The organism is Pseudomonas sp. EB271-G4-1, from assembly GCF_058791355.1.
On the sequence record NZ_JBYTEO010000043.1, the window covers coordinates 1 to 25,554 of the forward strand.

Sequence of the window (25,554 nt, forward strand, 5' to 3'; positions counted from 1 at the left end):
GTTACTTGGGGCCGGGCGGCGTTCCGTTTTTCCAAGTGACTCGCCGTAAGGGCGAAACCCTAAGTGGCCGTTACCGCAGGAATGGATATGTACTCAGTCACAAAATCCCCATTGGCCGTCAGAACGCCTTCGCCGGCAAGCCTGGCTCCTACAGTAAGAGCGAAACCCAACCGTTACCGCATGAATGGACATGTACTCAGTCAACCAACAATAGGTCGGCTATCAGGCCGCCTCAAGGGAGGTTGACGGGGTGGTCGCAAAATCACCACCCACGTCTGTCGGTCACACTGCCTGCATCTCAGAAGGGTTAGCGCAGTCCATCGGAGCGCAGTGCTGCGGGGGTGAATTCGAAGTTCTTGGCGGTCAGGCCGTACTCGGTGTTACGCGGTTCCTCGTTGCGCAACCCAACCACCATGTAGCGACCTGAGATCAAGTCGTACAGGGTTTCGGCGGCAAAGTAGCTGGCCTGTTCGTCGTATCGATACAGCGCATGCCCCTCCGCTACCCGCCATAGCTGGCCTTTCTGATCGTAATGATCGACTTCCGCCAGTTGCCAGGTGTCTTCGTCGAGGTACATATGACGCTTGGCGTAGACATGGCGCTGGCCAGGCTTGAGGGTCGCCTCCACCTCCCATACGCGGTGCAGCTCATAGCGGGTATGGTCAGGGTTGAGGTGCCCGGCCTTGACGATGTCGTCGTACTTCAGCGCAGAAGATTCCAGGCGATAGCTGTTGTAGGGAATGTACATTTCCTTCTTGCCAATCAACTTCCAGTCGTAGCGATCAGGTGCTCCGTTGAACATGTCGAGGTTGTCCGCCGTACGCAGGCCGTCGGAAGCAGTGCCCGGCCCGTCGTAGGCCAGTTGCGGGGCACGTCGCACGCGACGCTGACCGGCGTTGTAGACCCAGGCGCGACGGGGCTCCTTGACTTGATCGATGGTCTCATGCACGAGCGCAACCGTGCCGGCCAATCGTGCTGGCGACGTCACGCGTTGCTTGTAGTAATACAACAGGTTTTGCGCGTCGCCGGCAGGCAGGTCGGTCACTTGCCGGGGGTACACTTGCTCTTCCTCGAAACGCACCGCCGTGTAGTCGCCGTTCACCTGTGGCGTGGCCTGGATGAAGCTGCGCTGATAGCTGCCGCCGAGATATCGCGTGATGTGGTTCCAGACTACCTCGACACCATTGCTCGGAATCGGAAACGCGTAGTAGCCGCTGTCGGCGAAGTTGGCCAGGTTGTTGCCATCGTCGGTTGACGTGACATGCAGGGCACTGTCCTTCGCCAGCTTCATGATGTCTGGCGGAATCGTCGCCGAACGATGGGTTGGGTAGACCGGTATCCGATAACTTTGGGGGAAGCGTTTGAACAGCGCCAACTGCCCGGCGCTGAGCTTGTCCTTGTACTGCTCGGCGTTCTGCGCAGTGATGATAAACAGCGGTTTCTCACTGGCGAAAGGGTCGGCGAGGAACCCGTTGGCGCCCACCTGGCCGGCATTTTTCGGCAGCCCGCCGGTCCAGGCCGGAATGCTGCCATTGGCATTGCCTTCTTTCTGCGCGCCAAGGGGGGTCAGGCTGGTGCCGAGCTGGTCAGCCTGCTGGGGCGAGACGGCGGCCATGACGCTGGAGGCCAACAGCATCAATGCAAGGGATGCGCTCGTGAACTGTGCGTATGCTTTCATGTTTTCAAAGGCTCCGGGATCAAAAGGTCACGCCGACGCTGAGCGACAGGTTGTCGCGGTCAATGTCGGTATTGAAGTCGCCGCCGAAGTAATCGGTGTAACTCAGGCTGACGGTGTAGGTGTTGCGGTAGTCGGCATCGAGGCCGACGCTCACGGCCTTGGAGCCTTCGTTGAAGGTCGGACCGTAGCCGTCGACATCGTGGGACCACGCCAGATTGGGGCTGAGGTTGACCCCGGCGAACACGCTGGTGTACTTCAGGGCGCTGAACGCCCGGTAACCCCAGGAGTTTTGCGTGTAGTAGCCGTGGCGCCCGGCCTGGCTCAAGTCGCCGAAGACCGAGTCGCGGCCATAACGCTGCTTGTCCAGGCCTTCCAGCCCGCCGATGTGGGTCATGCCGATTTCCACCGCCAGCGACATCGAATCGGCACCGATCACCGGATCGAACAGGTGCAGCAAGGTGGTCTGCGCCTGGGTGACTTCCTTGCGCTTCCAGCCCTGGATGACCTGCCCTTCTTCGGCGGGTACGGTCGGTTCGACGATGCTCCCGGTCAGTGCCTGGAACACCGGGTTCAGCGCACCGCCGGAGAGGTCGGCGGTGTTGATTGACAGTGGTTCATTGGGGCGGTAGCTGATTTCGCCGCTCCACGCCGTGCCGGTGGGAAGCACGGTGGCGAAACTCAAGCCGAACAGGTGGATGTTTTCCGGGTAATCGATGAAGTAGTGCGTATTGCCGGCGCCGGTGGCCAGGCCCAGGGCAAACTGCTCGTCCGACGGCAACGCGGCGAAACCCGGGTCGTTCTGGATGAAGTTGGCGACGCCGCTCTCGGTGCGCAAGGCGAACTTGGGCTTACGCGAGTGGTAGTTGATGTAATAGGCACCGTACTCCGTACCCTCGCCGAGCCAACGCAGGGCCAGACCGAACTGCCCGCTGTCGCGCGCCTCGTGGTCCTTGTCGCGCGGCAGGATGACGCCCTCGTTGCTGATGCGACGGTCGAGGATGTCAAAACCCAATCCGGCATTGGCGGCGATCGGCTCCAGCGGCGCGATGTCGGCCAAGCCGGCGTTGAGATTGCGATCACAGCCCTTGGGTACGGGGTCGGCCCCGAAGAAGGTGCCGCAGTTGGGCAGCGCGTAGGGCTTCCACTGCAACTGGTAGAAACCCTCGACGTTAAGGTTTTCCGTCAGGCTTTGGGAGACATAGAGCATGTTGACCGGAATCAGGCCTTCCTTGAGTTCCGAGCCCGGCCGGACCAGCGCCGAGACGTCCAGCGGGTTGATCGCGTTGATCGAGTTGCCGATGAACAGGCTTTCTCCCCAGCTCACCACCTGCTTGCCCAAGCGAACTTCCCCCGGACGATCGGCTAATTCGTAGCGTTGCGCGACGAACGCGTCGAGAAATTCGGCGCCCGAGGAACGCGTGGACATGACACGCCCATCGTCGCTGATGTCCTTGAAGGGACGGTGTTCGTCCTGCAGCTCGAAGTCGTACCAGTATTTGCCCCGGACAAAAGCGCGGGTGTCGCCGTAGGACAGTTCGAGGTCATGCACGCCCTTGAAGATCTTCGAATAGGTTTCACCTTTCTTGAAATTCTGGCGCCCGTCGTCACCGGAGGTAGAGAAGCCGGTGCCGCCATTGTCGCTACCGATCAATTTGGACTTGGGTTCGGCCATGGCCCAACTGGCACCGATCGACAACGCCGAGTCGAATTGGCCGTGAAGCTCACCGAGGTCGAAGCTTGCAGCGCAAACCGGTGCCGTTGCCGCCGCCACGGCCATTGCCAGCAGGCAGCGCTTGAGAGGAGTGATATGCACAGACTTTTTTTCCTTATTATTGATGTGTCACCCATCGGCGGGCTTTGGCTTCCCCGCCCGGCAAGGTCAGCCTTGTGTTTGCAGGAAACAGAGCACGGCCTGGCGCTCGCTGGCATTGCGCAGGCCACCGAACGCCATTGCCGTGTCAGGGAACATTTGTGCCGGGGAAGTCAGCCAGCGATCCAGCTGTTCGACGGTCCAGGCGCTGTTCGCCCCGGCCAGGTCCTTCGAGTATTTGAAGCCCGGTATCGAACCGATGGGGCGACCGACCACGCCATTGAGGCGCGGGCCGACGCGGTCGGCGTCGAGGGCATGGCAGGCGGCACACTTGGTCTGGAACGCTTGTTGACCGGCGCCGGGATCGCACTCGGCAGCCGCAATGGCATGACTGAGCGCCAGCAGCGACAGGCCGGCAAGCGGTTGAATCAGGTAGCGCATAGGAGGTTCCCCAGCAGTATTGGTGGTGAACCTAAGGTGACATCCGCGGGGACTGACTAATCGCTGGTCAACGCCAGAGATTTGCCATTGGGCGCCAATCGATGGCGAAAGGCGCCTCGGGCATGGACGGCTCGATGCCGTCAGTGCGATGGAACGTACGGATCAGGCGTGCCGCTTTCGATAGGCGGGTATTTGGCAAGGCTTGTCTTCAAGGCGCCGACGATGCTCATCATGGGCGTGATCACCCAGGTATTCTGCGCTGCCACGTTGTGTTCCTCACGAAGGTCCGTAAGCAGGTTGTACAGACGCGGTAGCGCCAGTGTTTGCGGCGGATCGTACATATCGTCTTGCAAGATCAATTGCAGTTTCCAGTTACGCCATTTCACCGCCGACAGGCGATCGGCGACATAGGCCGGGAAACCTTCACGGTTGGATTTGGGCTGTTTGCCGGTGAAGAACGCCATCTGGTCGACCCCGTCCACGGCGCGGTCGGTGGGTATCTCGGCCCCTGCGGCATGGGCCAGGGTGGTGTAGAGATCGACGATATGGACGATCTCGTTGCTGACCTTGCCAGTCGAAACATGACCTGGCCAACGCAGAATGAACGGCGCCCGCAGGCTGCCCTCCATGGCGGTGAAGTAAGTCCCGCGCCACGGACCGTTGGCACCCTGCCACGGATAGGTGGACTCGCCACCGTTGTCGCTGGCCAGCACTACCAGGGTATTTTGTTCGACCCCCGCCGCTTTCAGGGCATCGAGCACTTGTCCGGTCCGAAAGTCGATCTCGGCGAGCACGTCGGCCCATGAACCATTGCCTGTTTTACCGGCAAACGCTGGATTTGGCTGCGTGGGCATGTGGGGTTGCGAGAAGGACACGTAGGCGAAAAAGGGTTTGCCCGATTGTGCATTGTGGTTGATGAACGCCGTTGCCCGCTGGGTGATTTCTTCATCCATGGTTCGCCGGGTGTCGAGATCGAGTTTCTTGACGGCCTTTGGCGCCTCGCCCTTGCGGGCCTCGTAAATAAACTGCGCCGGCGCCAGCTTCTGGTCCCAGCCCTGTTTGCTACCAATGGCCGGCGTCAGGCCGCTGGCTACGTCCGAAGCCGACCACATGGCCTCATCGTAGGTACGCGGCACGCCGTACCATTCGTCAAATCCCTGCTGGGTCGGAAAGCGCTCCTCGCTGCTGCCCAGGTGCCACTTGCCCCAGATGCCCGTCGCATATCCCTTGGCCGACAGCAGCTCAGGCAAGGTGACTTCCCACAGGGTCAGGCCATCGGGCTGGCCGGGACGAGGCACCTTGTACGTCCCGGAGCGGATCGGAAAGCGGCCGGTCATCAACGCCGACCGCGAAGGCGTGCACTGCGCCTCGACATTGAAGTCGGTGAAACGCATCCCTTCAGCGGCCAACTGGTCGATGCGCGGCGTCTCGGCCCCGCGCAGCGCGCCGCCGCCATAAACACCGAGTTCGCCATATCCGAGGTTGTCGAACAGTAAGACGACGATGTTGGGCGCCGCGTCCTGGGCAACCACAAACGGACTCGCCAACAGAACACCTGGCAAGGCCAGGCATGCCAATAGGTTTCTCATTTCAATCTCCAGTGCGCGATGGTTGTCGGCATGACAATCGCCAGCGTGGCCAGACCATAGGCCGCCCCCCACTGCCGTAATTGCCCGCGGATGCCAGACACTTTTCATTCGGCGCCAATTTCGCGCGCCCCACCTAAGGAGGGGGGAGCGGCGTTGCGTCACTTGTTAGGATTCGCTCGGGATTGTGCATGCCATCGTTTTTGCTGATCCCCGATTTCACGCGAACGGGATCCACCCGCCGTGCCAGGAGCGATTTCGTATGTCTCGTCTGAAACACACCGTTTATGCCGAAGCCCTGCTGCAGCGTCATGCCGACATTTTTCGCCCTCACCTGGCGACCGTCGGCCTGGACGAAGGGCTACTGGAACGACCGGATGCCACCATTCCGTTGAGCCAATACAACGCCCTGCTGGAAGTCGCCGCCGCCCATGGCGACGCCAGCCTCGGGTTGCGCATGGGCCTGGGTTTGCTGTGCAGCGGTATCAACAGCAGCCTGTTGGGCGGGGTCGGTCATGCCGCGCGCAGCGCACCGGACGTGCGTGCGATGCTTGTATCCGCCAGCCGCTACATCGTGGTGCACGCCCAGGCCAATGAGCTCGACTGGTGCCTGCAGGCGGGTCGTCTGGAAATCAGCTACCAGATCACCGACCCCAGTGTTCTGCACCGGCGCCAGGACGCCGAGTTCGCTATCGGAACGCTGTACGCCCTTTTGCGCGAGATCACCGGTGAGCGGTTTGCGCCGTTACGTGTCGATTTCGCGCATCCGCAGCCGGTCGATATCGAACTGCACAAGGCTGCGTTCAAATGTCCATTGCGTTTCGACCAGCCGAAGAACGTGATGGCCTGGCCCGGCGAGATGCTTGATCAACCCTTGGTGACGGCCGATCCGCGCCTGTTCCAGGCATTGTTGCCGGGGCTGGAGGCCGAGCGCCGCCGCCGGTTGGCCGACACCGACCTGACCACCCGGATCGGCATGGTGATTGAAGCCAACATCAGCAACGGCAAGATCGGCATCGATCAGGTGGCGCGCCACCTGTGCATGAGCAAGCGCACACTGCAACGGCGGTTGCAGGAACTTGAAGTGGAATTTGCCGAGTTGGTGGAGGAAATACGCCAGGCGCTGGCGATCGATCTCGTTCGCCAGTCCCCACAAAGCCTGACGGAAATAGCCCAGCGTCTGGGCTATAACGAGGCCAGTTCTTTCACCCGCGCATTCCGTCGCTGGGTCGGGATGACGCCGCGGGAATTTCGTCAGCAAAAGCCTGAGTAAGGAAGCCGGCGGGGATGCGCCCCGCCGGCCGGTTCGTCAGCCCAACAGTTTGTGCGTGCGCAATGCAGCCTGGCTGCCGGCACTGATAGCGCCGTCAATGAAACCGCGCCAGCCTTCGCCGTGGTCGCCCTGGCCAAACACCACACGACCGCGATCCTTCTGGAAGTGATCGTAGTACTTGCGTATCCAGTTAGGCTTGTAGCTGCAATAGGTGCCGCGGGCATACGGGTCCAGGGTCCATTCGTAGCCGTAACAGGCTTCGACTTCGAGGTCCGGATAGAAGGAGCTCATCATCGCCTGCACGGCGTCACGGTCCTGGATATCGAGTTTTGCAGGGTCGGCGCCAAACCCGACGAACAGGGTGTGATCCTCGGCCTTGGCATAGGTCGCCAATACGTTGATCGGGTGAGCGGAACCGGCGAGGCCGAGCCGCTTGCCCGCTTCCGGCAACTTGCCCTTGGTGCGCACGAACACCTTGATGCCACTGCCAGTGTGTTTTTCCTCCGCCGCCTGGACCAGCGCCGGATCCAGCGCCGGGGTGAACGCGATACGCGGCAACACGTTCATCGGGACTGTTACGATCACCGCACCGGCACGGATCACCTCCCCGCCTTCGGTGGTAATCAGCACGCGCTTGCCCTGCTCTTCGACCTTGGCCACCGGTGTGGACAAGCGCACCTGCGGCTTGCCGTCCTCGATCATCGCGTTGATCAGGCTGATGGTGCCGTCCTTGAAGCTGTAGCGACCACAGGCATCGACGAAAGCTGTCATGTTCCAGCCGGGCAGCGACCACCAGCGCGCCGTTTCCAGATAGGACGTGCGATCGCTGGTGGTATGGGCGATACCGGCAACATAGGCATCGATGAAGCTGCGCTCCAGCGGCGTCAGCTTCAGTTGCGCAAAACGGTCAGCGCCGGTCATGCCATCGACGGCGAGCAGTTGCTCCCAGGTATGCTTGGCGTCGTAGGGACGCTCCCAGAGCTTGGGCGCATCGGCGAAGAAGTCCTTTACCGCCTTCGAAATACCGATTAATTCCTCAAGCTTTGGCTCGACGGCCTTGCCTTCGTGAATAATGCGCACCGTCTGCTGTTCTTCGACAAACGGCTCCGGCGTCTCTTTGAGTTCCAGGCCGTAGCGCTGTACTTCGGCCCAGACGTTGGGCTGCGTCCAGTGGATCCAGGTTCCGCCCAACTCGACCTTGTGACCGGCAAACTCACTGCTGAACGTACGCCCGCCGAGCCGGTTGCGAGCTTCGAGAATCACGGTCTTGTAGCCGTTCTTCATGCTCTCGCGCGCCGCGGTGACGCCGGCAAATCCGCCGCCGATGACCACTACGTCGTAATCGCAATCAGCGCATTTGGCGCCGCCCTTGTCACCGGCCACCGCGGTACCGATCGAAACGGCACCCGCCGACACCGCTGCCCCTGCCGCACCGACAACGCCGGCATTTCTGAGAAACTTGCGGCGACTTACGCCCTGCCCCTGCTTGTTATCCATACCCCACCTTTGAATGTCGTCATGATGCCTGTTGGCAGTCTGGGGTAAACATGACAGAAGACGGGGCGCAGCAATTGTCAGGGGATGCCAATGATTTAGCCTTGGGTGCCAAGCACGTTTTCAAGCGTCGTGGTCGACTGTTACCGGTACCGGGGCCTCGGGGTGCGTGCCTCCTTGGTCGATTGCGTTCAATTCGATAGAGGAATGACCACGGATAACCAGGTGTTCCAGCCTTCTGCCCGATTCTTCGCATCGAACTCGTAGTAGCCCTTGAGGTTGGCGTACCAAAGGTCTTTACCGACTTTGAAGAAGTGCCCGGCTTGGGGCCCAATGCCATTGACCCTGGATTTGAAATCACCAAAGGTGGCACCGCTGCCGCTATCGCCGGTGACCTGCTGGTAGACATAGCCAACCAGGCCCAGGTGAGTCTGGTCATTGATGAAGTGCGAGGCGCTCAGGTCAAGGTGGGCATCGACACCGTTCTGATAGTCGATATCGCTGTTTTCCCAGTTGTACGTCAGTCCCGCCACGGCGGAAAACTCGTTCTTCTTGTCAAAATAGGTGTAGCCGCCTCCCGCATCCAGAGCGGCGTGACCCAGGCCGATGTTAACCAGGCGATTGGGGTCGTAGGCACCGACCGGAATGTCTCCCATGCTGTAGGCAATGAAATTGTGAACGCCATGGTTCCATTTCAGGGTGCCCATCACATAAAGGTCGCTGCCGCCTTTCAACGTGTCGTCGGTACTGCCGGAGACGGTCCGGCCCCGCGGGCCTGTCAGCGTGAGATCGACACTGCCTTCGGAGCGCGCCACGGCTGCGCCCATTGCCAGGGCAGCCTGAGCGCCGAGCAAAGGCTCGGCGAAGGTGTAGCTCGGGAAGGCGAACAGGATATCCGCTGTCGCATCCAGGCCAACCGTTGTCAGTCCGCCTCGGGGAACGGGTTTGCTGGCGTCGTCCTTGGCGTGGGCGTGGTAGTAGATCAGCGGCAGGCTCCAGCCGGGCTCGGTGGGTACCGCCGCCAACGCGCCGAACTGGCCTGGCAGCCAGAAACCGATACCGCCGTTATCCGCCTGGGCCAGCATGGCGGGCAGTAAGGCCAGCAGGCCCAATGCAAGTCTGTTCCCTGTTGTCATCGAAGCCCTCGACTCACTGCAAACCCATGGCTGACTGCGCAATGGTTACAGAGGCTGTTACGCAAAACGCCATTTATTGGAGGGGTTTTTTTCGTTGCCCCTGCCTACGGCACATCCATTGACTCTAGCACCGACACCGCGAGCCTCCCCCCTCTCCAGAAGGGGGGCGCGGCACACCTTGGCCCCCTTCCTAGAATGCGTTTTCCACCAGCCAGAACAAACAACGGAGACCACAATGAAGATGAATTTTTCCAGGGTCATGGCTCAGGTTGCGCAACGCTATGCCAGCCAGGAGGCGTTGGTGAATGTGGAGCGCAACCGGCGTTATCGCTTTGATCAGTTGCATCGGCTGACCAATCGCATCGCCAACGCCTTGCGTACGCGCCTGCATTTGCAGCGTGGCGACACGGCTATGTGCATCCTGGAAAACGACAATCTGTCGTTGCTGCACGCCTGGACAGCGTTTAAAGGCGAAGCAGCGATTGCGCATACGAACTTTCGCGATTCCCTTGAAGAACATCGCTGGCAGGTGGAGTTCATCGCGCCCAAGGTCATTTTCATCGAGCTCACGTTGTTGCAGCGCTACCGCGAAATGCTGTGCGCCAGCGGTGCCGTCGTGGTGTGCATGGATGAGCCTCCCGCCGATTGTGGCTTCGCGCAGTCCTTCTGGACGTTGCTGGAAGGGGTATCGGATGAGGAGCCTGATGTCGAATCCGATGTGTACCAGGACACGCTGATCTACCGCTTTACCGGCGGCACCACCGGCAAGAGCAAATGCGCCCGCTACACCATCGATAACTGGCTGGCGGCGCGCGACTCGATGTATGCCGACAGCGAGCAGAGCCAGGCCCTCAACGAACACACTCGCTACCTGCATATTGCGCCCATCAGCCATGGCTCGGGGCTGTCGCTGTTGCCCACGCTGTTTCGGGGCGGGTGCACCGTGACCCAGAACGCCGCCGACCTCAAGGCATGGTGCAGCAATGTCGAAGCGGAGCGGATTACCACGGCGCTGATGGTGCCGACGCTGGTGGGTTGGCTGCTGGAGTTGCCCGAGGCCACGCAATACGATCTGTCGAGCTTGCAGACCCTCTATTACGGCGCGGCGCCTATGAGCCCGAGCAAGCTCAAGCAATCGCGGGAGCGTTTCGGCAACATCTTTTTCCAGCTGTACGGCGCCACCGAATGCGCCCAGGCGGTGTGCACCCTGACCAAGGCCGACCACCTCTGTGCGGTCGAAACGGGACGCCTGGCCTCTGCCGGACGGCCTGCCACGGGCATCGAATTGAAGATCGTCGATGAGGCGGGCAATCGCGTTGCCAATGGCGTCACCGGTGAAATCTGGCTACGTGGGCGCGGAACCATCAGCGGCTATCACAACAATCCCCAGGGCACCGCTGCTGAGTTCAGCGAGGGTTTCTGGAAGTCTGGTGATCTGGGCTACGTGGACGAGGCCGGTTATGTGTTCATCGTCGATCGCAAGAAAGACGTGATCATTACTGGAGGGTTCAATGTCTACGCCGTGGAGGTCGAATCGACGCTCAATAGTCACCCCGCGGTGTCGATGTCGGCTGTGGTCGGCATTCCCCATGACAAGTGGGGTGAGGCGGTACATGCCGAAGTCGTGCTTAAACCGGGAATGATCGTCGCTGAAGAAGAACTGATCGCCCTGGTCAAGGAGCGCCTTGGCCGCTTCAAGGCACCCAAGTCGGTGAAACTGGTGGAGGCCCTGCCCTTGAGCGCGGTTGGCAAGGTGCTGCGGCGACAGGTTCGGGAGGGCTATTGGGTGGATCAGTCGCGGCGGGTTTCTTGATCTGATCGTTCCCACGCGCAGCAAAAGAATGCCGCCAGGGACGCTCCGCGTTCCACTGACGACACCTGACCTGAGCCATGTGCAATGGTGACGCGGAGCGTCACAGGATGCATTCCTTTCCTGCGCGTGGGAATGATCAGCAGGGCTCGCTATTGCTTTGGCTTTTGATCGTTCCCACGCTCTGCGTGGGAATGCCGCCAGGGACGCTCCGCGTTCCGCTGACGACGCATGACCTGAGCCATGCACAATGGTTATGCACTCCTGTTTCTACAAGCCAAAAAAAACGGAACCGCGCAAGTCGGTCCCGTTCCACCACAATGGACAGTCCAGCAGTGATCAGCGAACCCCGGCCCCCGCCAGGCTATCGGAGCTCCAGCCATTGTCCGGGCTGAGCTTGTCCATGACCTGTACGCCGGCCTTGCCCGGCCAGACGTTGATGTAATAGGTGCCCGCAATCAGGTCGTAGTGTCCGGCGGTGCTGTTGACGGCAACGGCGTCATACATCTGATGGAGGTAGTTGAAGCCAGGCCGCCACAGTTGACCGCGACCGTCGTATTGGTCCACCGCCACGGCGGTCCAGCTGTCTTCGTCGATGTAGAAAGTGCGTTTGGAGTAAATGTGGCGCATGCCAGGCTTGAGGGTCGCCTCTACCACCCAGACGCGGTGCCGCTCCCAGCGCACCAGGTCTGGATTGATGAATTTGGAGCCAAACACCTGCTCAGGATTCTCGGCGTAGGCGAAGCGATAGGCGTTGTACGGAACGTACATCTCCTTCTTGCCTGTCAGCTTCCAGTCGAAGCGGTCCATCCGGCCGTTGAACAGGTTGATGTCGTCGATGGTGGACATCCCTGAGGTACTGGCGTTCGGCGTGTCGTAGGCCAGGTCGGGGGCCAGGCGCACACGGCGTTGTCCAGGCAGATACTGGTAGGCCTTGCGCCCCCGCTCGGTCGCGGTGTAGTCGAATGTCATCACTGCCTCACCCGCGCGGCGTGCAGGGCCACTGTAATTGGCACGGGCGCGGGTAAGCAGAATGTCGTCGCCACTTTTCGACGTATCGTAGTAAGGCATCTCGTAGGTCCAGCGGCCCAACGTAGACGTGACCAGTTTGCCCGCCGCATCGACGTTGTAGGCGCCGTACTTGGGCGCGATCCAGGCCAGGCCCTGGTAGCGCGCGAGGTGGTTGAACATCACTTCGATGCCGGTCTTGGGAATCGGGAACGGTACACCGGCATGGGCGCCTTGCAGCGTTTCGTTATTATTGGTCAGCGCGGCGCTGGTGGCGTTCTTCAACGTGTTGTCCAGCACGAACTGCGGGTAGCCTACGGTGCGATGCGTCGGATAAACGTCGACGCGAAAACCCGGCAGTTTCTTGATCAGTGCCTTGGTTCCTTCCGTGAGCTTATCGGCGTAGGTGTCCACGTTGCTGGCTGTGATCGAGAACTGCGGCTTTTCATTGGCAAAGGGGTCGGGACGAATGCCCGAGGCTTTGTCGAAGCCCGCGGGCGCGGTTTTCAGCCCGCCGTTATAGGCCGGAATGGTGCCATCGGCATTACCGGCCATCTCGGCACCCACGGGGGTCAAGCTGGTGCCCAATTGCTTGGCTTCTTGCTCTGATACTGCTGCATGGAGCACGCCTGCATGCGCAGCCAACAGGCCAAGCGCAATCAGGGTTCTTGTGAGTTTAATCATGTCTCCAACCTCTAGGATGATGGTTTGAGCGTCTTTCCAAGCACGCCCTGCCCTTCAAGGAACTGCGGAATAACGTCCCGTCCCGGCAGTGTTTTTTTAACCAACCGCCCCCTGTCTTCGCCCCCCCCTTATTGGCGCACAAAGGGAGGGGCAGACTTTTTGTCAGGCTGAAAAACGCAAACGCCACGCGGCATGGGAATGCGCGTGGCGTTTTGTCAAAACGGCGTTGCAGGCGTTATGGCTCAGGCGAATACCCGAAGGATGGTCTCGGCCACACACGCGGGTTTGGCGGCGCCCTCGATCTCCACGATCATCTCGTAGGTCACTTGGGCACCGTTACCTTCCAGCGGCTCGAAGGACAGCACCTTGAAGTGCCCGCGTAACCGACTGTCCACTGGCACCGGCTGGACGAAGCGTACCTTGTTCATGCCGTAGTTCACGCCCATCTTCACGTTGCGCAGTTCGAACGCGTTGGTCATGAAGGTGGGTAGCAGGCTCAGGGTCAGGAAGCCATGGGCGATCGTCTTGCCGAATGGCCCTTGGGCGGCGCGTTCGGGGTCGGTATGAATCCACTGGTGATCCCCGGTGGCTTGCGCAAAGGTATTGATTCGATCTTGGTCGATGGCCACCCAGTCACTAGTGCCCACGACTTCGCCGACGAGGCCTTGCAGTTCGGCCAGGGTTTCGTAGCTTTTCATTGTTGTTGTGCTCTCGATAATCTGTTCAATGGCGGATCAGGCGCGCAGTTGCGCCTGCAGTGCGGCCGCGCAAGCGGCTTCGTGGCTGTCGCTGCTGCCCAGGAGCAAATCGGCGACGACGGCCCGTTTGTAGTAATGGCCGACCAGGTACTCCTCGGTCATGCCGATGCCGCCGTGCAACTGGATGCCCTGGCCGCAAACCGACTTGGCCGCGCGACAAATGAGCATCTTGCTGGCCGACACCGTCCTGTCACGAGTGACCGCGTCATCATTGGCCATGGCATCCAGGGCCGCGTGCAGGCTTGAACGTGCCAGTTCCAGCTCCGCCGCCATATCCGCCATCCGGTGCTGCAATGCCTGGAATGAACCGATGGGCACACCGAATTGCTGGCGCACCTTGAGGTAATCGGCTGTGACTTCAATGGTTTTTTCCATCCCGCCGACCAGCTCTGCGCACAGAGCAACGATGCCGTTGGCCAGGCCTTGGCGTAACCCCGACAAACCCTGCCCCGCTTCGCCTAACAAGGCATCGGCGCCAACCTCGACACCATCGAAGTGCAACGCCTGCGCCCAGGTGCCGTCGTGCAAAGGCAGCGTCTGGCAGGTCAGGCCCGGACGATCGGCATCGACCAACAGCAGGCTGATGCCCGGTGCCTGGGGGATTTGCGCCGAGACGATAAACGCCTTGGCTCCCACGGCACCGAGCACCAGGCTCTTGCGCCCGGACAGGCGAAATCCGTCATGCACCGGTTCCGCCTGAAGGGTCACCGGCAATGGCATGCCCCGTGAACCAGCCTCGCCATAGGCCAGCGCAATGCGGTAGGTCCCATCGGCCAGTTGCGGTACAAGTCGCGCTTTTTGCGCCTCGCTGCCTGTTGCCAACAGCGTCTGGGCCGCCAGCACAGCACAAGCCATGAAGGGTTCCAGTACCAATCCACGCCCCAGTTCCTGGGCGATGATCACCGTGTCCACCAGCGTGCCGCCAAGGCCGCCGTATTCTTCCGGCAACGCGGCCATCAACCAGCCGTTGGCGGCGAACAGGCCCCAGTTGTCCGCACTCCCGTCCTTGCCCGCCTTGAGCAAGGCGGTGCGTGCCTCGAAACTGTAGGCCTTGTCTACATAGCGTCGCAGGCTGTCCTGCAACAGTCGTTGTTCCGAAGTGAATTCGAAATCCATAGCGGTTTCCTGATATCAGAGTTGGAACAGCATCTTGGCGATAATGCCCCGCTGCACTTCACTGGTGCCGCCGTAAATGGTCGAGGCACGGCGCAGGAACATGTCATGGCTGATGCCTCGTGCCAGTGCCTGTTGCGGGAACGGCTGTTGCGGGTCCGCCTCGTGGGGATGCGGATAGGCAATCGCACCGTAGTCAGCCAGCGCCTCGATTTGCGCTTCGGTCATGCGCTGCTGCAGTTCGGTGGCGCGGATCTTGAGGATCGAGCCCAAGGTGTGCGACGCCGGATTGTGCTGTTGTTCCAGGCGTGCCACCCGTTGCACCAGCATTTCGATGGCCTGCAGTTCGGCATCCAGGCGTGCCAGCTTCAGGGCAAACCCGGTCTGCTCGAAAAGTGGCTGGTCATCCACTTGCAGCGTGCTGCCGATCAGCCGCAGCTCGCGCATGTAGCGCTTGAGCTCGGGCAGGTCGGCAACGGTGGCATGTTCGTTGTTGAGCAAAAACTTGGTGATGCTCCAACCCTGCCCTTCGCCACCGATCAGGTTGGCTACCGGCACCCGTACATTGTCGAAAAAGGTTTCATTCAAGTGATGCGCATCATCGATGCTGCGGATCGGGCGCACGGTGATGCCGGGCGTGCGCATGTCCACCAGCAAAAAGCTGATCCCGGCCTGCTTCTTCACATCCGTGTTAGTGCGCACCAGCAGGAAGATCCAGTCCGCGTCATGGGCATAACTGGTCCAGATTTTCTGGCCATTGACCACATAATGGTCGCCATCGCGCTCGGCACGGGTGCGCAGCGATGCCAGGTCGGAACCTGCGCCCGGCTCCGAAAAGCCCTGGCACCACAAGCGCTCGCCATTGAACACCGGAGGCAGGTGTTCGGCCTTTTGCTCAGGCGTGGCGAAGCTATTGAGCACCGGGCCAAGCATCTTGTGCACGAAGCCATCCAGGGTGGGCGTGCCCGCCGCGCTGCACTCGTCATCGAACACCAGGATCTGCGGCACCGACCAACCTGTGCCACCGTGCTCCTTGGGCCAGTAAGGCGCACCCCAGCCGCGTTCGGTGAGGAGCTTTTGCCAGCGTGTGATCTGCTCTCGCGGCGAGCGCGTGCAGCGCTGTTGCCCTTTCAGGTCCGCGGGGACCTGGTCGCGAAGGAAGCCGCGCACTTGCTCGCGGAATGCTTCGAGGCTGGCATCAGGTTGAAAATCCATCGCGGTTCCCCTGTCAGTCTTTGCGGTACAGGGTGACGACGCAGGCGCCACCGATGCCAACGTTGTGTTGCAAGGCAATGCGTGCGCCCTCGACCTGGCGCTGCTCCGCGCGACCACGCAGTTGCTGAACCAGCTCGGTGCATTGCGCCAGGCCCGTCGCGCCAATCGGATGGCCCTTGGAAAGCAGGCCGCCAGACGGGTTGACCACGTAGCGTCCGCCGTAGGTGTTGTCGCCATCGTCGACAAACTTCTGCGCCCCACCTTCCGGGCACAGGCCCAACGATTCGTAAGTCAGCAACTCATTCTGGGCGAAACAGTCGTGGAGCTCGACGACGTGCACGTCCTCGACACCGATGCCGGCCATTTCGTAAGCCTTGCGCGCCGCCGCGCGGGACATCGAATAACCGGCAACATCACGCATGTCGCCCGACTTGAAGGTCTCCGCGCCATCGGTGGTGAGGGCTTGACCGGCAATCGATACGCTGCGATCCAGGCCGTGCTTTTTCGCATAGGATTCGCTGCACAACACCACCGCGGCGGCACCGCAGGTCGGCGGGCAGGCCATCAGGCGCGTCATGACGCCCGGCCACACTACTTGATCGGCCATGACCTCTTCGGTAGTCACCACTTTACGGAATACGGCTTTGGGATTGTTCGCCGCGTGACGGCTGGCCTTGGCGCGAATTTTAGCGAAGGTTTCCAGCGGCGTGCCGAAACGATTCATGTGCTCCACGCCCGCGCTGCCGAAGATACGCAGTGCTGCCGGAATCTGCGCCGCACCGGGAATCGCTTCATCGCACTGATCGAGGAACGGCTCCAACGGGCTCGGACGGTCCGGGAAGGAGCTGGGAATGGCGCCGGGCACCATCTGTTCGAAACCGAAGGCCAGGACGATATCCACCATGCCGCTGGCGATCGCCTGGTTGGCCAGGAACAGCGCCGTTGAGCCGCTGGCACAATTGTTGTTGACGTTGATCACCGGGATACCGGTCATGCCGACGTTATACAGCACACGCTGGCCGCTGGTGGAATCACCGAAGACGTAGCTGGCATATGCCTGCTGGACCGACTCGTAACCTACGCCGGCATCCGCCAGTGCCAACCGCACGGCCTGCTCGCCCATGACCGCATAGGTCTCGCTCTGGCCAGGCTTGACGAAGGGGATCATACCTACACCCGCGACGACGACTTTCTGCATCATGTCTTACTCCTCAGTATTGAAAACCCTGCCGGCGCCCTGGGCGTTCTGCGCCGGGCAATGGCGCTCGGCAGGTCTTGAGTCTCAAGGATAGGCAGGCCCCATGGCCGGTTGCCCCTCCCTCTTTGGGGCTTCATGGCTGTGGCAGCACCGCACCGGGATAAGGCAACCCTTGCTTGCCAAGGAAGCGGTTCACGGCTTCGGCATGGTATCGACTGGCCCCGCACAATGACTGGGCGCTGGCTTCGAACTGGGTCATCGCGTGGCGGTCGGTCTCGAACGAGCGGTTGAGCAGGGTCTTGGCCAATCCTAACGCATCGGGCGGTGCGTCATCGAACTGGCGAGCGAACTGCAAGGCGCCGTCCAGCAACTGCTCCTGGTCAATGACCGCCTGGGCCAGGCCCAGCGCCAGTGCCTGCTGTGCATCGAGCGGCCGGGCGCAAAATATCAGTTCCTTGGCCTTGGCCAACCCCACCACCCTGGGCAGCACGTACAGCATCGACAGGTCTGGCACCAGCCCCAGGCTCAGGAAGGTTGGCAGCAGCCGGGCACGCGGCGTAACGAACATGAAGTCCGCGGCCAGCGCCAGCGAGAACCCCGCCCCTACGGCCGCGCCATCGACTGCCGCGATCACTGGTTTGCCCAAGTCGACCAGGCTGGCGAACCATTCATGAAAACCCAGCACCAGCTGGCGTCCGGCAAACGCGGGGTCGTCACCCTCCTCCAGGCTACCCAGGTCAAAGCCCGAGCAAAAGGCCCCGCCAGCGCCAGTCAGGACAATGGAACGAATCGAACGATCGTCCCGCGCCGTCATCAGCGCCACGGGCAAGGCTTCATTGATGGCCGCTTCGAACGCGTTGCGTTTGTGCGGACGATTCAGGGTGATCAACGCTGTCTTGCCGATTTTTTCGTACAGCACTGCACTGTCAGTCACATTCAACTCCTCCTGATGCGACACCGGCCGGTGCATGCCGGCCGTGCCCAGGGTGCGATGGTCAGGAACACGAACGCCGCCCGTTACAAATTGCGGGCGATGATCACCTTCTGGATGTGGCTGGTGCCCTCGTAGATCTTGGTCACGCGCACGTCACGGCAATAGCGCTCCACCGGAAAATCGCTGAGGTAGCCGTAGCCGCCATGAATTTGCAGCGCTTCGGAGCAGACTTTCTCGGCCATTTCGCTGGCGAACAGCTTGGCGATGGACGCTTCCTTGGCGCAGGGCACGCCGGCGTAGTGCAGGCGCGAGGCGTGCAGCATGTAGTGCTGGGCGACTTCGAACTGGGTGGCCATGTCCGCCAGGTCGAACGCCACGCCTTGCAACTTGATGATCGGTGCACCGTAGGCTTCACGCTCGTTGGCATACTTCACCGCCGCTTCCAGCGCGGCGCGGGCGGCGCCCACGGCCACGGCGGCGATGCCGATACGGCCTTCGGACAGGGTCGCCATCAAGCGTTTGTAAGCGGTGCCCTCCTCCGCCAGCAGGTTATGGGCCGGCACGCGGCAGTTATCCAGTTGAATGGCCGCTACATGCGCCGAGCGCTGGCCCATCTTGCTTTCCACGCGCGTGACGATGTAACCGGGCTCACGCGGGTCGATGATGAACATGCTCGGGCCCTTGCGGCCTTCGGTGGTTTCGGTGGTGGCGGCGATGGCAAAGGCGATGCCTGCTTCGCTGCCATTGGAGATGAACTGCTTGCTGCCGTTGAGCACGTAATGGTCGCCATCGCGGCGCGCCGTGGTGCGAAACGCGGCGGTGTCGGAACCGGCCTGGGGTTCGGTCAGCAGGCCGGCGGCAATCAGCTCGCCGCTAATCATCCCGGCTAGGTATTTCTGCTTCTGCAACTCGGTGCCGAAGCGATGCAGCATGTCGGTCATACCATTATGAACATGCAAAATGGTCGCAAAACCGGCATCGGCGGCGGCAAACTCCTCGATGCACAGGCAGTATTCCGGAAAGGACATGCCCGCTCCGCCCGCCTCCTCGGGAATCTGCATGCCCAGGAAGCCCAGGTCGGCCACGGCCTTGAGCTCAGCATGGGGCCAGGCACCCGTGCGGTCGCGTTCGGCGGCGGTGGCGCCCACTACTTCTTGCGCCACCTTGCGGGCAGCGTCGCGAATCATGATTTCCTGCTCACTCAGGAATGCTGCGGATGTATCACTCATGGTCTTCCTCTTGTACCGGGTCGGGTAATCGATGCTGACCTGAGCATGCGCGGTGGCCGACATCGCATGCGCCTCCCGTCTCGGGAGGGTGCGCGGGCTGCCGCCCGCATCCGGTTACTTGAGCAGGCCTTGCTGGCGAGCCAGGGAGATCGCCGCGTAGCGGCTCGACACACCGAGCTTGGCGAGGATGTTTTTCACGTTCCACTTCACGGTGCCGAAGGTGATGTTGAGCGTCAGGGCGATGCGCTTGTTCGACATCGCCTGGGCGACCAAACCGAGGATTTCCAGCTCACGTGGGGTCAGGGTGGCTCGTGGCCCGTCGTTCATCTTCCTGGGGGCAACGGCTACCTGCACGGGTACCTCGTGCAAGTTTTCGCGGTTGAGCAGCGCGTCCAGATACTCGGCGACAGAAATGTCCCGGGCGATTTCGCCTTGCCATTGATTCAGCAATGCGAGCACCGCCGGGCCTTCGTCGAGCAGTGTGCGCACTAACCCCATCCGGGCACTCGCTTGCATGGCCTGTTGCAAGTACGTCAACGCCTGCTCTGGCTGGCCGAGCATGTCGTGCGCCAGGGCACTGAGCAGAAGCAGGCGAACCCGCGTGCGTCCCCGCGCCGACTGCTCGGCATAGACGCTGACGGCCTGCAACTGTTCCAGCGCAAGGCCAGGGTCACGCCCGGCCAGTGCAAGTCGCACCCTGGACATCGCCACTTGGCAACGGATTTCCCCGCGGGTTTCGGCATTTGGCCGCTGGGCCGCCTCCAGCGCAGCCAGTCGCGTCACCAGTTCGCCGGCGCGACGACTTTCACCCTGCTCAATCAGCACCCGGACTTGCTCGGCCAGCATCATTGCCAGCAACCGGTCCAGGCCCAGCACGTGAAAGTGCGCGCCCTGGGTTTCGAGGAAACTCAAGGCCGCCTGGGCCGATTCGCGCTGCAAGGTGATGCGCGCACGACACAGCGAGGCCCGGCCCATCACTTCGGGCATGGATGAGCGCAGGATCCCGCTGCGGTTGGCCAGGACCCGCAACGCCTCGTCCAGCTGGTCCAGTTCGTAATAAGCGTCGCAGAGTGTGGCGGCGCACAGATTGGCGGAAACCGAATCGCGTCCATAGGCTTGCTCGGCACGCTCGGTCACGCTGGCCCCGATGCTTTGCGCCTGGCGTGCATTGCCTTCGCGCAGGCTGGTCAGCGCCCGGGTGGATTCGAAGACCATGGCCATGTCGTTGTCGCGATACTGCAGGTCTATCGGGTGCTGCTCATGGAGCTTGCGCGCGTCATCTACACGCCCCACCGACAAATAGGCAGTGGCCAGTCCCGAGAGACTGATGTAGCGCAACGAGCGGTTTTCCAATGGCGTCTGCAAGGTCGGTTCCAGCAGGCCGATGACCCGTAGCGGCTGATCCAGTGTCAGGGCAATCGCGGCGTCGGCCAGCACCAGTTTCGAGGAGATCGCGGGGTTGCGTGAGGCTTCGCTGCGGCGGATCTGCTCCACCCAGCGCTCGGCTTTTTCCGGCCGGGCGGTGAAGGCATAGGTCAGGCAGCCCATGATGAACAGTTGCGGATGAGCGAACAGCGTGTCCTGGGGCAGGCGTTCGAGCAAATGCAGCATCGGGCTGGTGTAGGCCATGCTCCAGATACTGGACGCCGCTTGCTCCATGGCCTTGACCGCGTAATCGCGATCGCCGCCCAGATTGGCGTGGCGCACCGCCTCCACCAGATAATCATGCTCGGCAAACCACTGGCTGGCGTGCCGATGAAGCGCCTGCACCACCACCTCGCCACGGGCCGCCAGGCGCTGGTTGAGAAACTCGCCGAACAGAGGATGGAAGCGATACCAGGGCGTACTGTCGTCTGATTCGATGCGCTGGATCAGCAGATTCTCATCCTCGGCGCGCTTGATCATGTCCTGCGCATGGGGACAGCCACTGACAAATTCGCCGACCTCAGCGTTGAAGCGCCGCAGGATCGAGACCTTTTCCATGAATTCCAGCAGCTGCGGCGGCAGGCAGGCCACCACGTCCTCGGTCAGGTAAGCCTGCAGGTCCGCCGAGTTGCGCAGGATCGAACGCAGTTGCGAACGCCGCGTTGGCCGCACCCGCAGCATGGTGGCGATGGGCTGCAGGCTGGCCGGCCAGCCGCTGGTCAGGTCATGGATCAGGCGTTCCTCGTCGGCGGTGAGTGGCAAAACGCTGAGGTTTTGCTTGAAGAATGCCTGGGTTTCATCGACATCGAACGGCAATTCTACGGTGTCGATCTCGGCGACATGCCCTTGCATGCGCAAGCGGCCCAGGCTCAGTGGCGGCGTGGTCCTCGAGGCAATGGTGATGTGCAGGTTGCCTGGGCAATGATCGAGCAATTTCTGCATCAAGCGGTGCGCGCTCGGTGATTCGACGTGTTGAAAATCGTCGAGCAGCAGGTGCAACTCTCTTTCGAGGTCTTGTACGGCGTGGGTGATCAGGGCGATCAAGGCGTTGATCGACTGTTCGCTGCCGTCGCTGTTGAGCCAGTCCTGATCCATTGCAATGCCCAGGCGTTGCAAGGCGGCCAGCAGATAGGACAGGAAGCTGGCGAACTGGCGGTCATCGAGGCTGAACGATACCCAGGCCACGTCCAGCCCGGCCTTCATCAGTTCCAGGCGCCATTGGGCGAGCAAAATGGTTTTACCGAACCCGGCGCCGCCAGTAATCAGGGTTGCACTGCAGTGTTGCGATTCGCGCAAGCGGTTCAGCAGGTGTGCACGGGGAATGTGCCGGGCGCTCAGGCGCGGCGGCGCGAACTTGGTGGCGACCAGTAGATCGCCGGCGTTGATGACATTTGTCTGCATTATTGACTTCTCCGCCCTTGGCATGTTGCCTGGATGTGACGCCTATCCTGCAACAGACGAAGCGGCGCTCGCCCCGTCCGCAAGGGGGGGGGATAGCGCTCTCGGGAGTCGCGTAATTTTCAATCCAGACAGAAACGTCAATTGCATGAGATCGAGGATTGGAGATGAGCGAGTCCGTTTCTTTTGACATCAAGGGCCAGGTGGGCTGGATCACCCTGACCCGTCCAAAAGCCATGAATGCCCTCAACCGTGAAATGCTGGAGGCCATGACCGCCCGCCTGAACGCCTGGGAACACGACGATCAGGTGCGGGTGATCGCCCTGACCGCCACCGGTGCGGCGTTTTGCGCCGGCGCCGACCTCAAGGCTGGCGGAACCCCGCAGCCCGGCGAAAAAGACCTGCTGGACACCATCGTCACCTTCTTCGACGCGCTGCGCGCATTCCCCAAACCGGTGATTGCCGCGGTCAACGGGCTCGCCCTGGCCGGTGGCCTGGAAGCCGTATTGTGCTGCGACCTGGTAATCGCCGCGCAAAGCGCACGTTTTGGTGATGCCCATTCAAACTTCGGTGTGTTCCCGGGCGGCGGCGGTGCCGCGGTATTGCCACGCAAGATCCCCGAGAACGTTGCCAAGTACATGTTGTTCACCGGTGACGCCCTGCCCGCCCAGGACATGAAGAACTATGGCCTGGTCAGCGAAGTGGTGGCCGACGGCGAACTGGTCGAACGCGTCCAGGCCCTGGGCGACAAGCTCGCCGGGAAAAGCCCGCTGGTGCTGCGCAAGATGAAGAAAGTCGCCGACGAAGCCGGCGACAAATCCCGCGCCGATGCATTGCGCCAGGAGCTGCTGGAACTGCGCGACCACCAGCGCTCCTACGACATGGCCGAAGGCGTGCGCGCCTTCGCCGAGAAACGCAAACCTGATTTCAAGGGTTACTGATTACGCCTCCCCTGCAGGAGCGAGCATGCTCGCGAAAAACGTCATGCCAGCGCGGGCAAACAGACAGCCCGCGTGATCGATGACCTCCATTGCGAGCATGCCCGCTCCTACAGAGGCCTGCGCCTGCCTTTTCTGACTATTCGAGGTAACGATGGAAAACGTATACATCGTCGGCGTCGGCATGACCGCCTTCGGCCGTCACACCGACAAGACCATCAAGCAACTGACCGCCTGGGCAGTGGAAGACGCCCTTAAAGATGCCGACTGCGACCGAAAGTGGATTCAGGTCGGTTTCTTCGGCAACTGCACCCAGGGCCACTTCGATGGCCAGCACATGATCCGTGGACAAGTGGCGCTGCTGCCGCTGGGCCTGGACGGCATCCCGATCTTCAACATCGAAGGGGCCTGCGCCTCGTCGAGCCATGCCTTTAACCTGGCCGTGACCCAGTTGCAGGCCGGCGCTGCAGAAGTGGCATTGGCAGTAGGCGCCGAAAAGATGTTCTACAGCGACAAATCGAAGATGTTCTCGGCCTTCGAGTCTGCCTGGGACATCGAAACCTTCGAGGAAAACAAGAACTACCTGGCGAGCATGGGCAAGGGCATCGTGCCGCCTGCCGGTTCGCAATCCGAAAAACCCTACAGCCCGTTCATGGACGTCTACGCCGCCCTGGGCCGTGGCGGCCTGATGGAGCGCTACGGCATTACCCAGCGTCAACTGGCCGCCGTATCCTCGAAGAACCACGGCCACTCAGTGCACAACGAGCGCTCCCAGTACCGTAATGCCATGAGCATCGAGGAAATCCTCGCCGCCCCGCCGATCACCTACCCGATCACCCTGCCGATGTGCTCGCCGATTTCCGACGGCGCGGCTGCCGCGATCCTGTGCACTGAATCGGCCATGAAGAAATACGGCTTCAACAGGAACCGGGCCATCAAGGTCCTGGCCAGCGTGGTGCGCTCGGCCTCGGCCCGTGCCGCCGACGACTTCGACAAGGGATGCACCCACCTGGCCGGCAAGGCGGCCTTCGAGCAGGCCGGCATCAGCCCGCAAGATGTCGATGTGGCTGAAGTGCATGACGCCACCGCCGTCGGCGAACTGCTGGCGATCGAGGCCCTGGGCCTGTGCGAGCCGGGCATGAGCGGTGTGATGGCGGAAAATGGCGACAGCGCCCTGGGCGGCCGGTTGCCGGTCAACCCGTCTGGCGGCCTGGAATCCAAGGGGCATCCGATTGGTGCCACCGGCATCGGCCAGATCTTTGAACTGGTCGAGCAACTGCGCGGCAACTGCGGTCCGCGTCAGGTCGAAGGCGCGCGTATCGCCTTGCAAGGCAACGGCGGCGGCCTGTGGCGCGTCGAAGAGTCCACCGAGCACGTCGGCATTTTCGGCCGCGCCTGATCGTTTATGGAGGTCGGCGTCTTCGAGGAAACCACGCATTTCCTGCGCCGCACTCCACCTACTATTATTTCACCAGAGGAAAACATGATGACCATTCGTTTTGATGATCGCGTCGCTATCGTCACCGGCGCCGGCAATGGCCTTGGGCGCGTTCATGCGTTGAACCTGGCTGCGCGCGGCGCGAAGGTTGTGATCAATGATTTCGGCGGTAGCCGTGACGGTTCCGGCAGTTCGTCCGATGCGGCCCTGGCCGTGGTCGAGGAAATCCGCCAGGCCGGCGGTGTTGCCATTGCCAACGGCGCTAACGTGGCCGACTACGAACAAGTCCAGGCCATGGTCAAGCAAACGGTCGAAGCCTTCGGTCGCGTCGACATCCTGATCAACAACGCCGGGATCCTGCGCGACAAGTCGTTCGCCAAGATGGAAATGGCCGATATCCATGCGGTGATCAATGTTCACCTGATGGGCTCGATCAATTGCACCAAGGCAGTGTGGGACCTGATGCGCGAGCAAAACTATGGTCGCGTGCTGATGACCACTTCTGCCGCCGGCCTGTTCGGCAACTTCGGCCAGGCCAACTACGGCGCGGCGAAGATGGCGGTAGTGGGCCTGATGAACATGCTCGCCATCGAAGGTCGCAAGAACAACATCCTGGTCAACACCCTGGCGCCGATGGCGGCCACGCGCATGACCGAAGACGTAATGCCGGCCGAACTGCTGGCGGCCAGCCGACCTGAGCAGGTAACCCCGGGCGCGCTGTTCCTGGTCAGCGAAAACGCACCGACCAAGCTGATCCTGGGTGCCGGCGCCGGTGTGTTCTCGGCCGTGCGCATGGAAGAGACCACTCCGGTATTCATCGGCAACGAAGACCTGACACCCGAAGCCATCGAGGCGAACATCGCGCGTATCACCGACTGGGGCACTGCCGTCGAACGCTTCGACGCCAACCAGCAGGTCAAGGTTTTCATTGACACGGCCATGGCGGCTATCAAGGCTCAACAGGCCTGAGTATTCCCGGGGCCATGCC

At 61.5% G+C, this 25,554-nt stretch carries 19 protein-coding genes; 5 read left to right on the forward strand and 14 right to left on the reverse strand.

The features are described from left to right. Positions 1-307 precede the first annotated feature (307 nt). The 4 genes from AC3WWR_RS20530 to AC3WWR_RS20545 form a co-directional block, all read right to left on the reverse strand. Entirely contained in the window at positions 308-1,678 is a 1,371-nt protein-coding gene (locus tag AC3WWR_RS20530) for a DUF1329 domain-containing protein (RefSeq protein WP_020801058.1), read from the reverse strand. A 19-nt stretch (positions 1,679-1,697) separates the two neighbouring features. Further along, the gene (locus AC3WWR_RS20535) at positions 1,698-3,455 is read right to left on the reverse strand and encodes a DUF1302 domain-containing protein (RefSeq protein ID WP_083350154.1); all 1,758 of its coding nucleotides are present in this window, start codon (positions 3,453-3,455) and stop codon (positions 1,698-1,700) included. Between the two features lie 102 nt (positions 3,456-3,557). Continuing rightward, a complete protein-coding gene (locus tag AC3WWR_RS20540) occupies positions 3,558-3,929 on the reverse strand; it encodes a c-type cytochrome (protein ID WP_432669594.1) in 372 nt (123 codons plus the stop codon). 140 nt (positions 3,930-4,069) lie between these two features. Next, positions 4,070-5,518 (reverse strand): arylsulfatase, encoded by a 1,449-nt coding sequence (locus AC3WWR_RS20545; protein WP_083349068.1) that lies wholly within the window; start codon positions 5,516-5,518, stop codon positions 4,070-4,072. Positions 5,519-5,777: 259 nt separating this feature from the next. On the opposite strand from AC3WWR_RS20545, the gene qhpR reads away from it, so the two are divergent. After that, positions 5,778-6,788 (forward strand): AraC-like transcriptional regulator QhpR, encoded by a 1,011-nt coding sequence (gene qhpR, locus AC3WWR_RS20550; RefSeq protein ID WP_020801054.1) that lies wholly within the window; start codon positions 5,778-5,780, stop codon positions 6,786-6,788. Between the two features lie 36 nt (positions 6,789-6,824). Here the strand turns inward: qhpR and AC3WWR_RS20555 are convergent, their stop codons facing one another. Further along, on the reverse strand, positions 6,825-8,285 hold the full coding sequence (locus tag AC3WWR_RS20555; RefSeq protein WP_020801053.1) for a flavin monoamine oxidase family protein: 1,461 nt from the start codon (positions 8,283-8,285) through the stop codon (positions 6,825-6,827). Positions 8,286-8,473: 188 nt separating this feature from the next. Next, positions 8,474-9,418, reverse strand: a complete 945-nt coding sequence (locus AC3WWR_RS20560) for a SphA family protein (RefSeq protein WP_042955920.1) — start codon at positions 9,416-9,418, stop codon at positions 8,474-8,476. Between the two features lie 235 nt (positions 9,419-9,653). Here AC3WWR_RS20560 and AC3WWR_RS20565 point away from each other — a divergent pair, with 235 nt between their 5' ends. After that, positions 9,654-11,231 (forward strand): AMP-binding protein, encoded by a 1,578-nt coding sequence (locus AC3WWR_RS20565; protein ID WP_020801051.1) that lies wholly within the window; start codon positions 9,654-9,656, stop codon positions 11,229-11,231. Positions 11,232-11,567: 336 nt separating this feature from the next. On the opposite strand, the gene AC3WWR_RS20570 is transcribed toward AC3WWR_RS20565, so the two are convergent. The 8 genes from AC3WWR_RS20570 to AC3WWR_RS20605 all read right to left on the reverse strand — a co-directional run bounded on the left by AC3WWR_RS20570 (position 11,568) and on the right by AC3WWR_RS20605 (position 22,193). Next, positions 11,568-12,917 (reverse strand): DUF1329 domain-containing protein, encoded by a 1,350-nt coding sequence (locus tag AC3WWR_RS20570; RefSeq protein ID WP_371106616.1) that lies wholly within the window; start codon positions 12,915-12,917, stop codon positions 11,568-11,570. 245 nt (positions 12,918-13,162) lie between these two features. Next, positions 13,163-13,618 (reverse strand): MaoC family dehydratase, encoded by a 456-nt coding sequence (locus AC3WWR_RS20575; protein ID WP_020799109.1) that lies wholly within the window; start codon positions 13,616-13,618, stop codon positions 13,163-13,165. Positions 13,619-13,654: 36 nt separating this feature from the next. Next, complete coding sequence (locus tag AC3WWR_RS20580; RefSeq protein ID WP_020799110.1) at positions 13,655-14,794, reverse strand: acyl-CoA dehydrogenase family protein; 1,140 nt, start codon at positions 14,792-14,794, stop codon at positions 13,655-13,657. A 15-nt stretch (positions 14,795-14,809) separates the two neighbouring features. After that, positions 14,810-16,006: an acyl-CoA dehydrogenase family protein gene (locus tag AC3WWR_RS20585; protein WP_432669588.1), complete on the reverse strand. Its 1,197-nt coding sequence runs from the start codon at positions 16,004-16,006 to the stop codon at positions 14,810-14,812. Between the two features lie 13 nt (positions 16,007-16,019). Continuing rightward, entirely contained in the window at positions 16,020-17,207 is a 1,188-nt protein-coding gene (locus tag AC3WWR_RS20590) for a lipid-transfer protein (protein ID WP_020799112.1), read from the reverse strand. Positions 17,208-17,337: 130 nt separating this feature from the next. Then, a complete protein-coding gene (locus AC3WWR_RS20595; protein ID WP_248677557.1) occupies positions 17,338-18,138 on the reverse strand; it encodes an enoyl-CoA hydratase/isomerase family protein in 801 nt (266 codons plus the stop codon). A gap of 83 nt (positions 18,139-18,221) precedes the next feature. Further along, the gene (locus tag AC3WWR_RS20600; RefSeq protein WP_042955607.1) at positions 18,222-19,367 is read right to left on the reverse strand and encodes an acyl-CoA dehydrogenase family protein; all 1,146 of its coding nucleotides are present in this window, start codon (positions 19,365-19,367) and stop codon (positions 18,222-18,224) included. A gap of 114 nt (positions 19,368-19,481) precedes the next feature. Beyond that, a complete protein-coding gene (locus AC3WWR_RS20605) occupies positions 19,482-22,193 on the reverse strand; it encodes a winged helix-turn-helix domain-containing protein (RefSeq protein WP_492599016.1) in 2,712 nt (903 codons plus the stop codon). A 164-nt stretch (positions 22,194-22,357) separates the two neighbouring features. Here AC3WWR_RS20605 and AC3WWR_RS20610 point away from each other — a divergent pair, with 164 nt between their 5' ends. The 3 genes from AC3WWR_RS20610 to AC3WWR_RS20620 all read left to right on the forward strand — a co-directional run bounded on the left by AC3WWR_RS20610 (position 22,358) and on the right by AC3WWR_RS20620 (position 25,535). Further along, positions 22,358-23,131 (forward strand): enoyl-CoA hydratase/isomerase family protein, encoded by a 774-nt coding sequence (locus tag AC3WWR_RS20610; protein WP_020799116.1) that lies wholly within the window; start codon positions 22,358-22,360, stop codon positions 23,129-23,131. Between the two features lie 151 nt (positions 23,132-23,282). Next, positions 23,283-24,527, forward strand: a complete 1,245-nt coding sequence (locus tag AC3WWR_RS20615) for a thiolase family protein (RefSeq protein ID WP_020799117.1) — start codon at positions 23,283-23,285, stop codon at positions 24,525-24,527. An 87-nt stretch (positions 24,528-24,614) separates the two neighbouring features. Next, the gene (locus AC3WWR_RS20620) at positions 24,615-25,535 is read left to right on the forward strand and encodes an SDR family NAD(P)-dependent oxidoreductase (RefSeq protein WP_042955605.1); all 921 of its coding nucleotides are present in this window, start codon (positions 24,615-24,617) and stop codon (positions 25,533-25,535) included. Positions 25,536-25,554 lie beyond the last annotated feature (19 nt).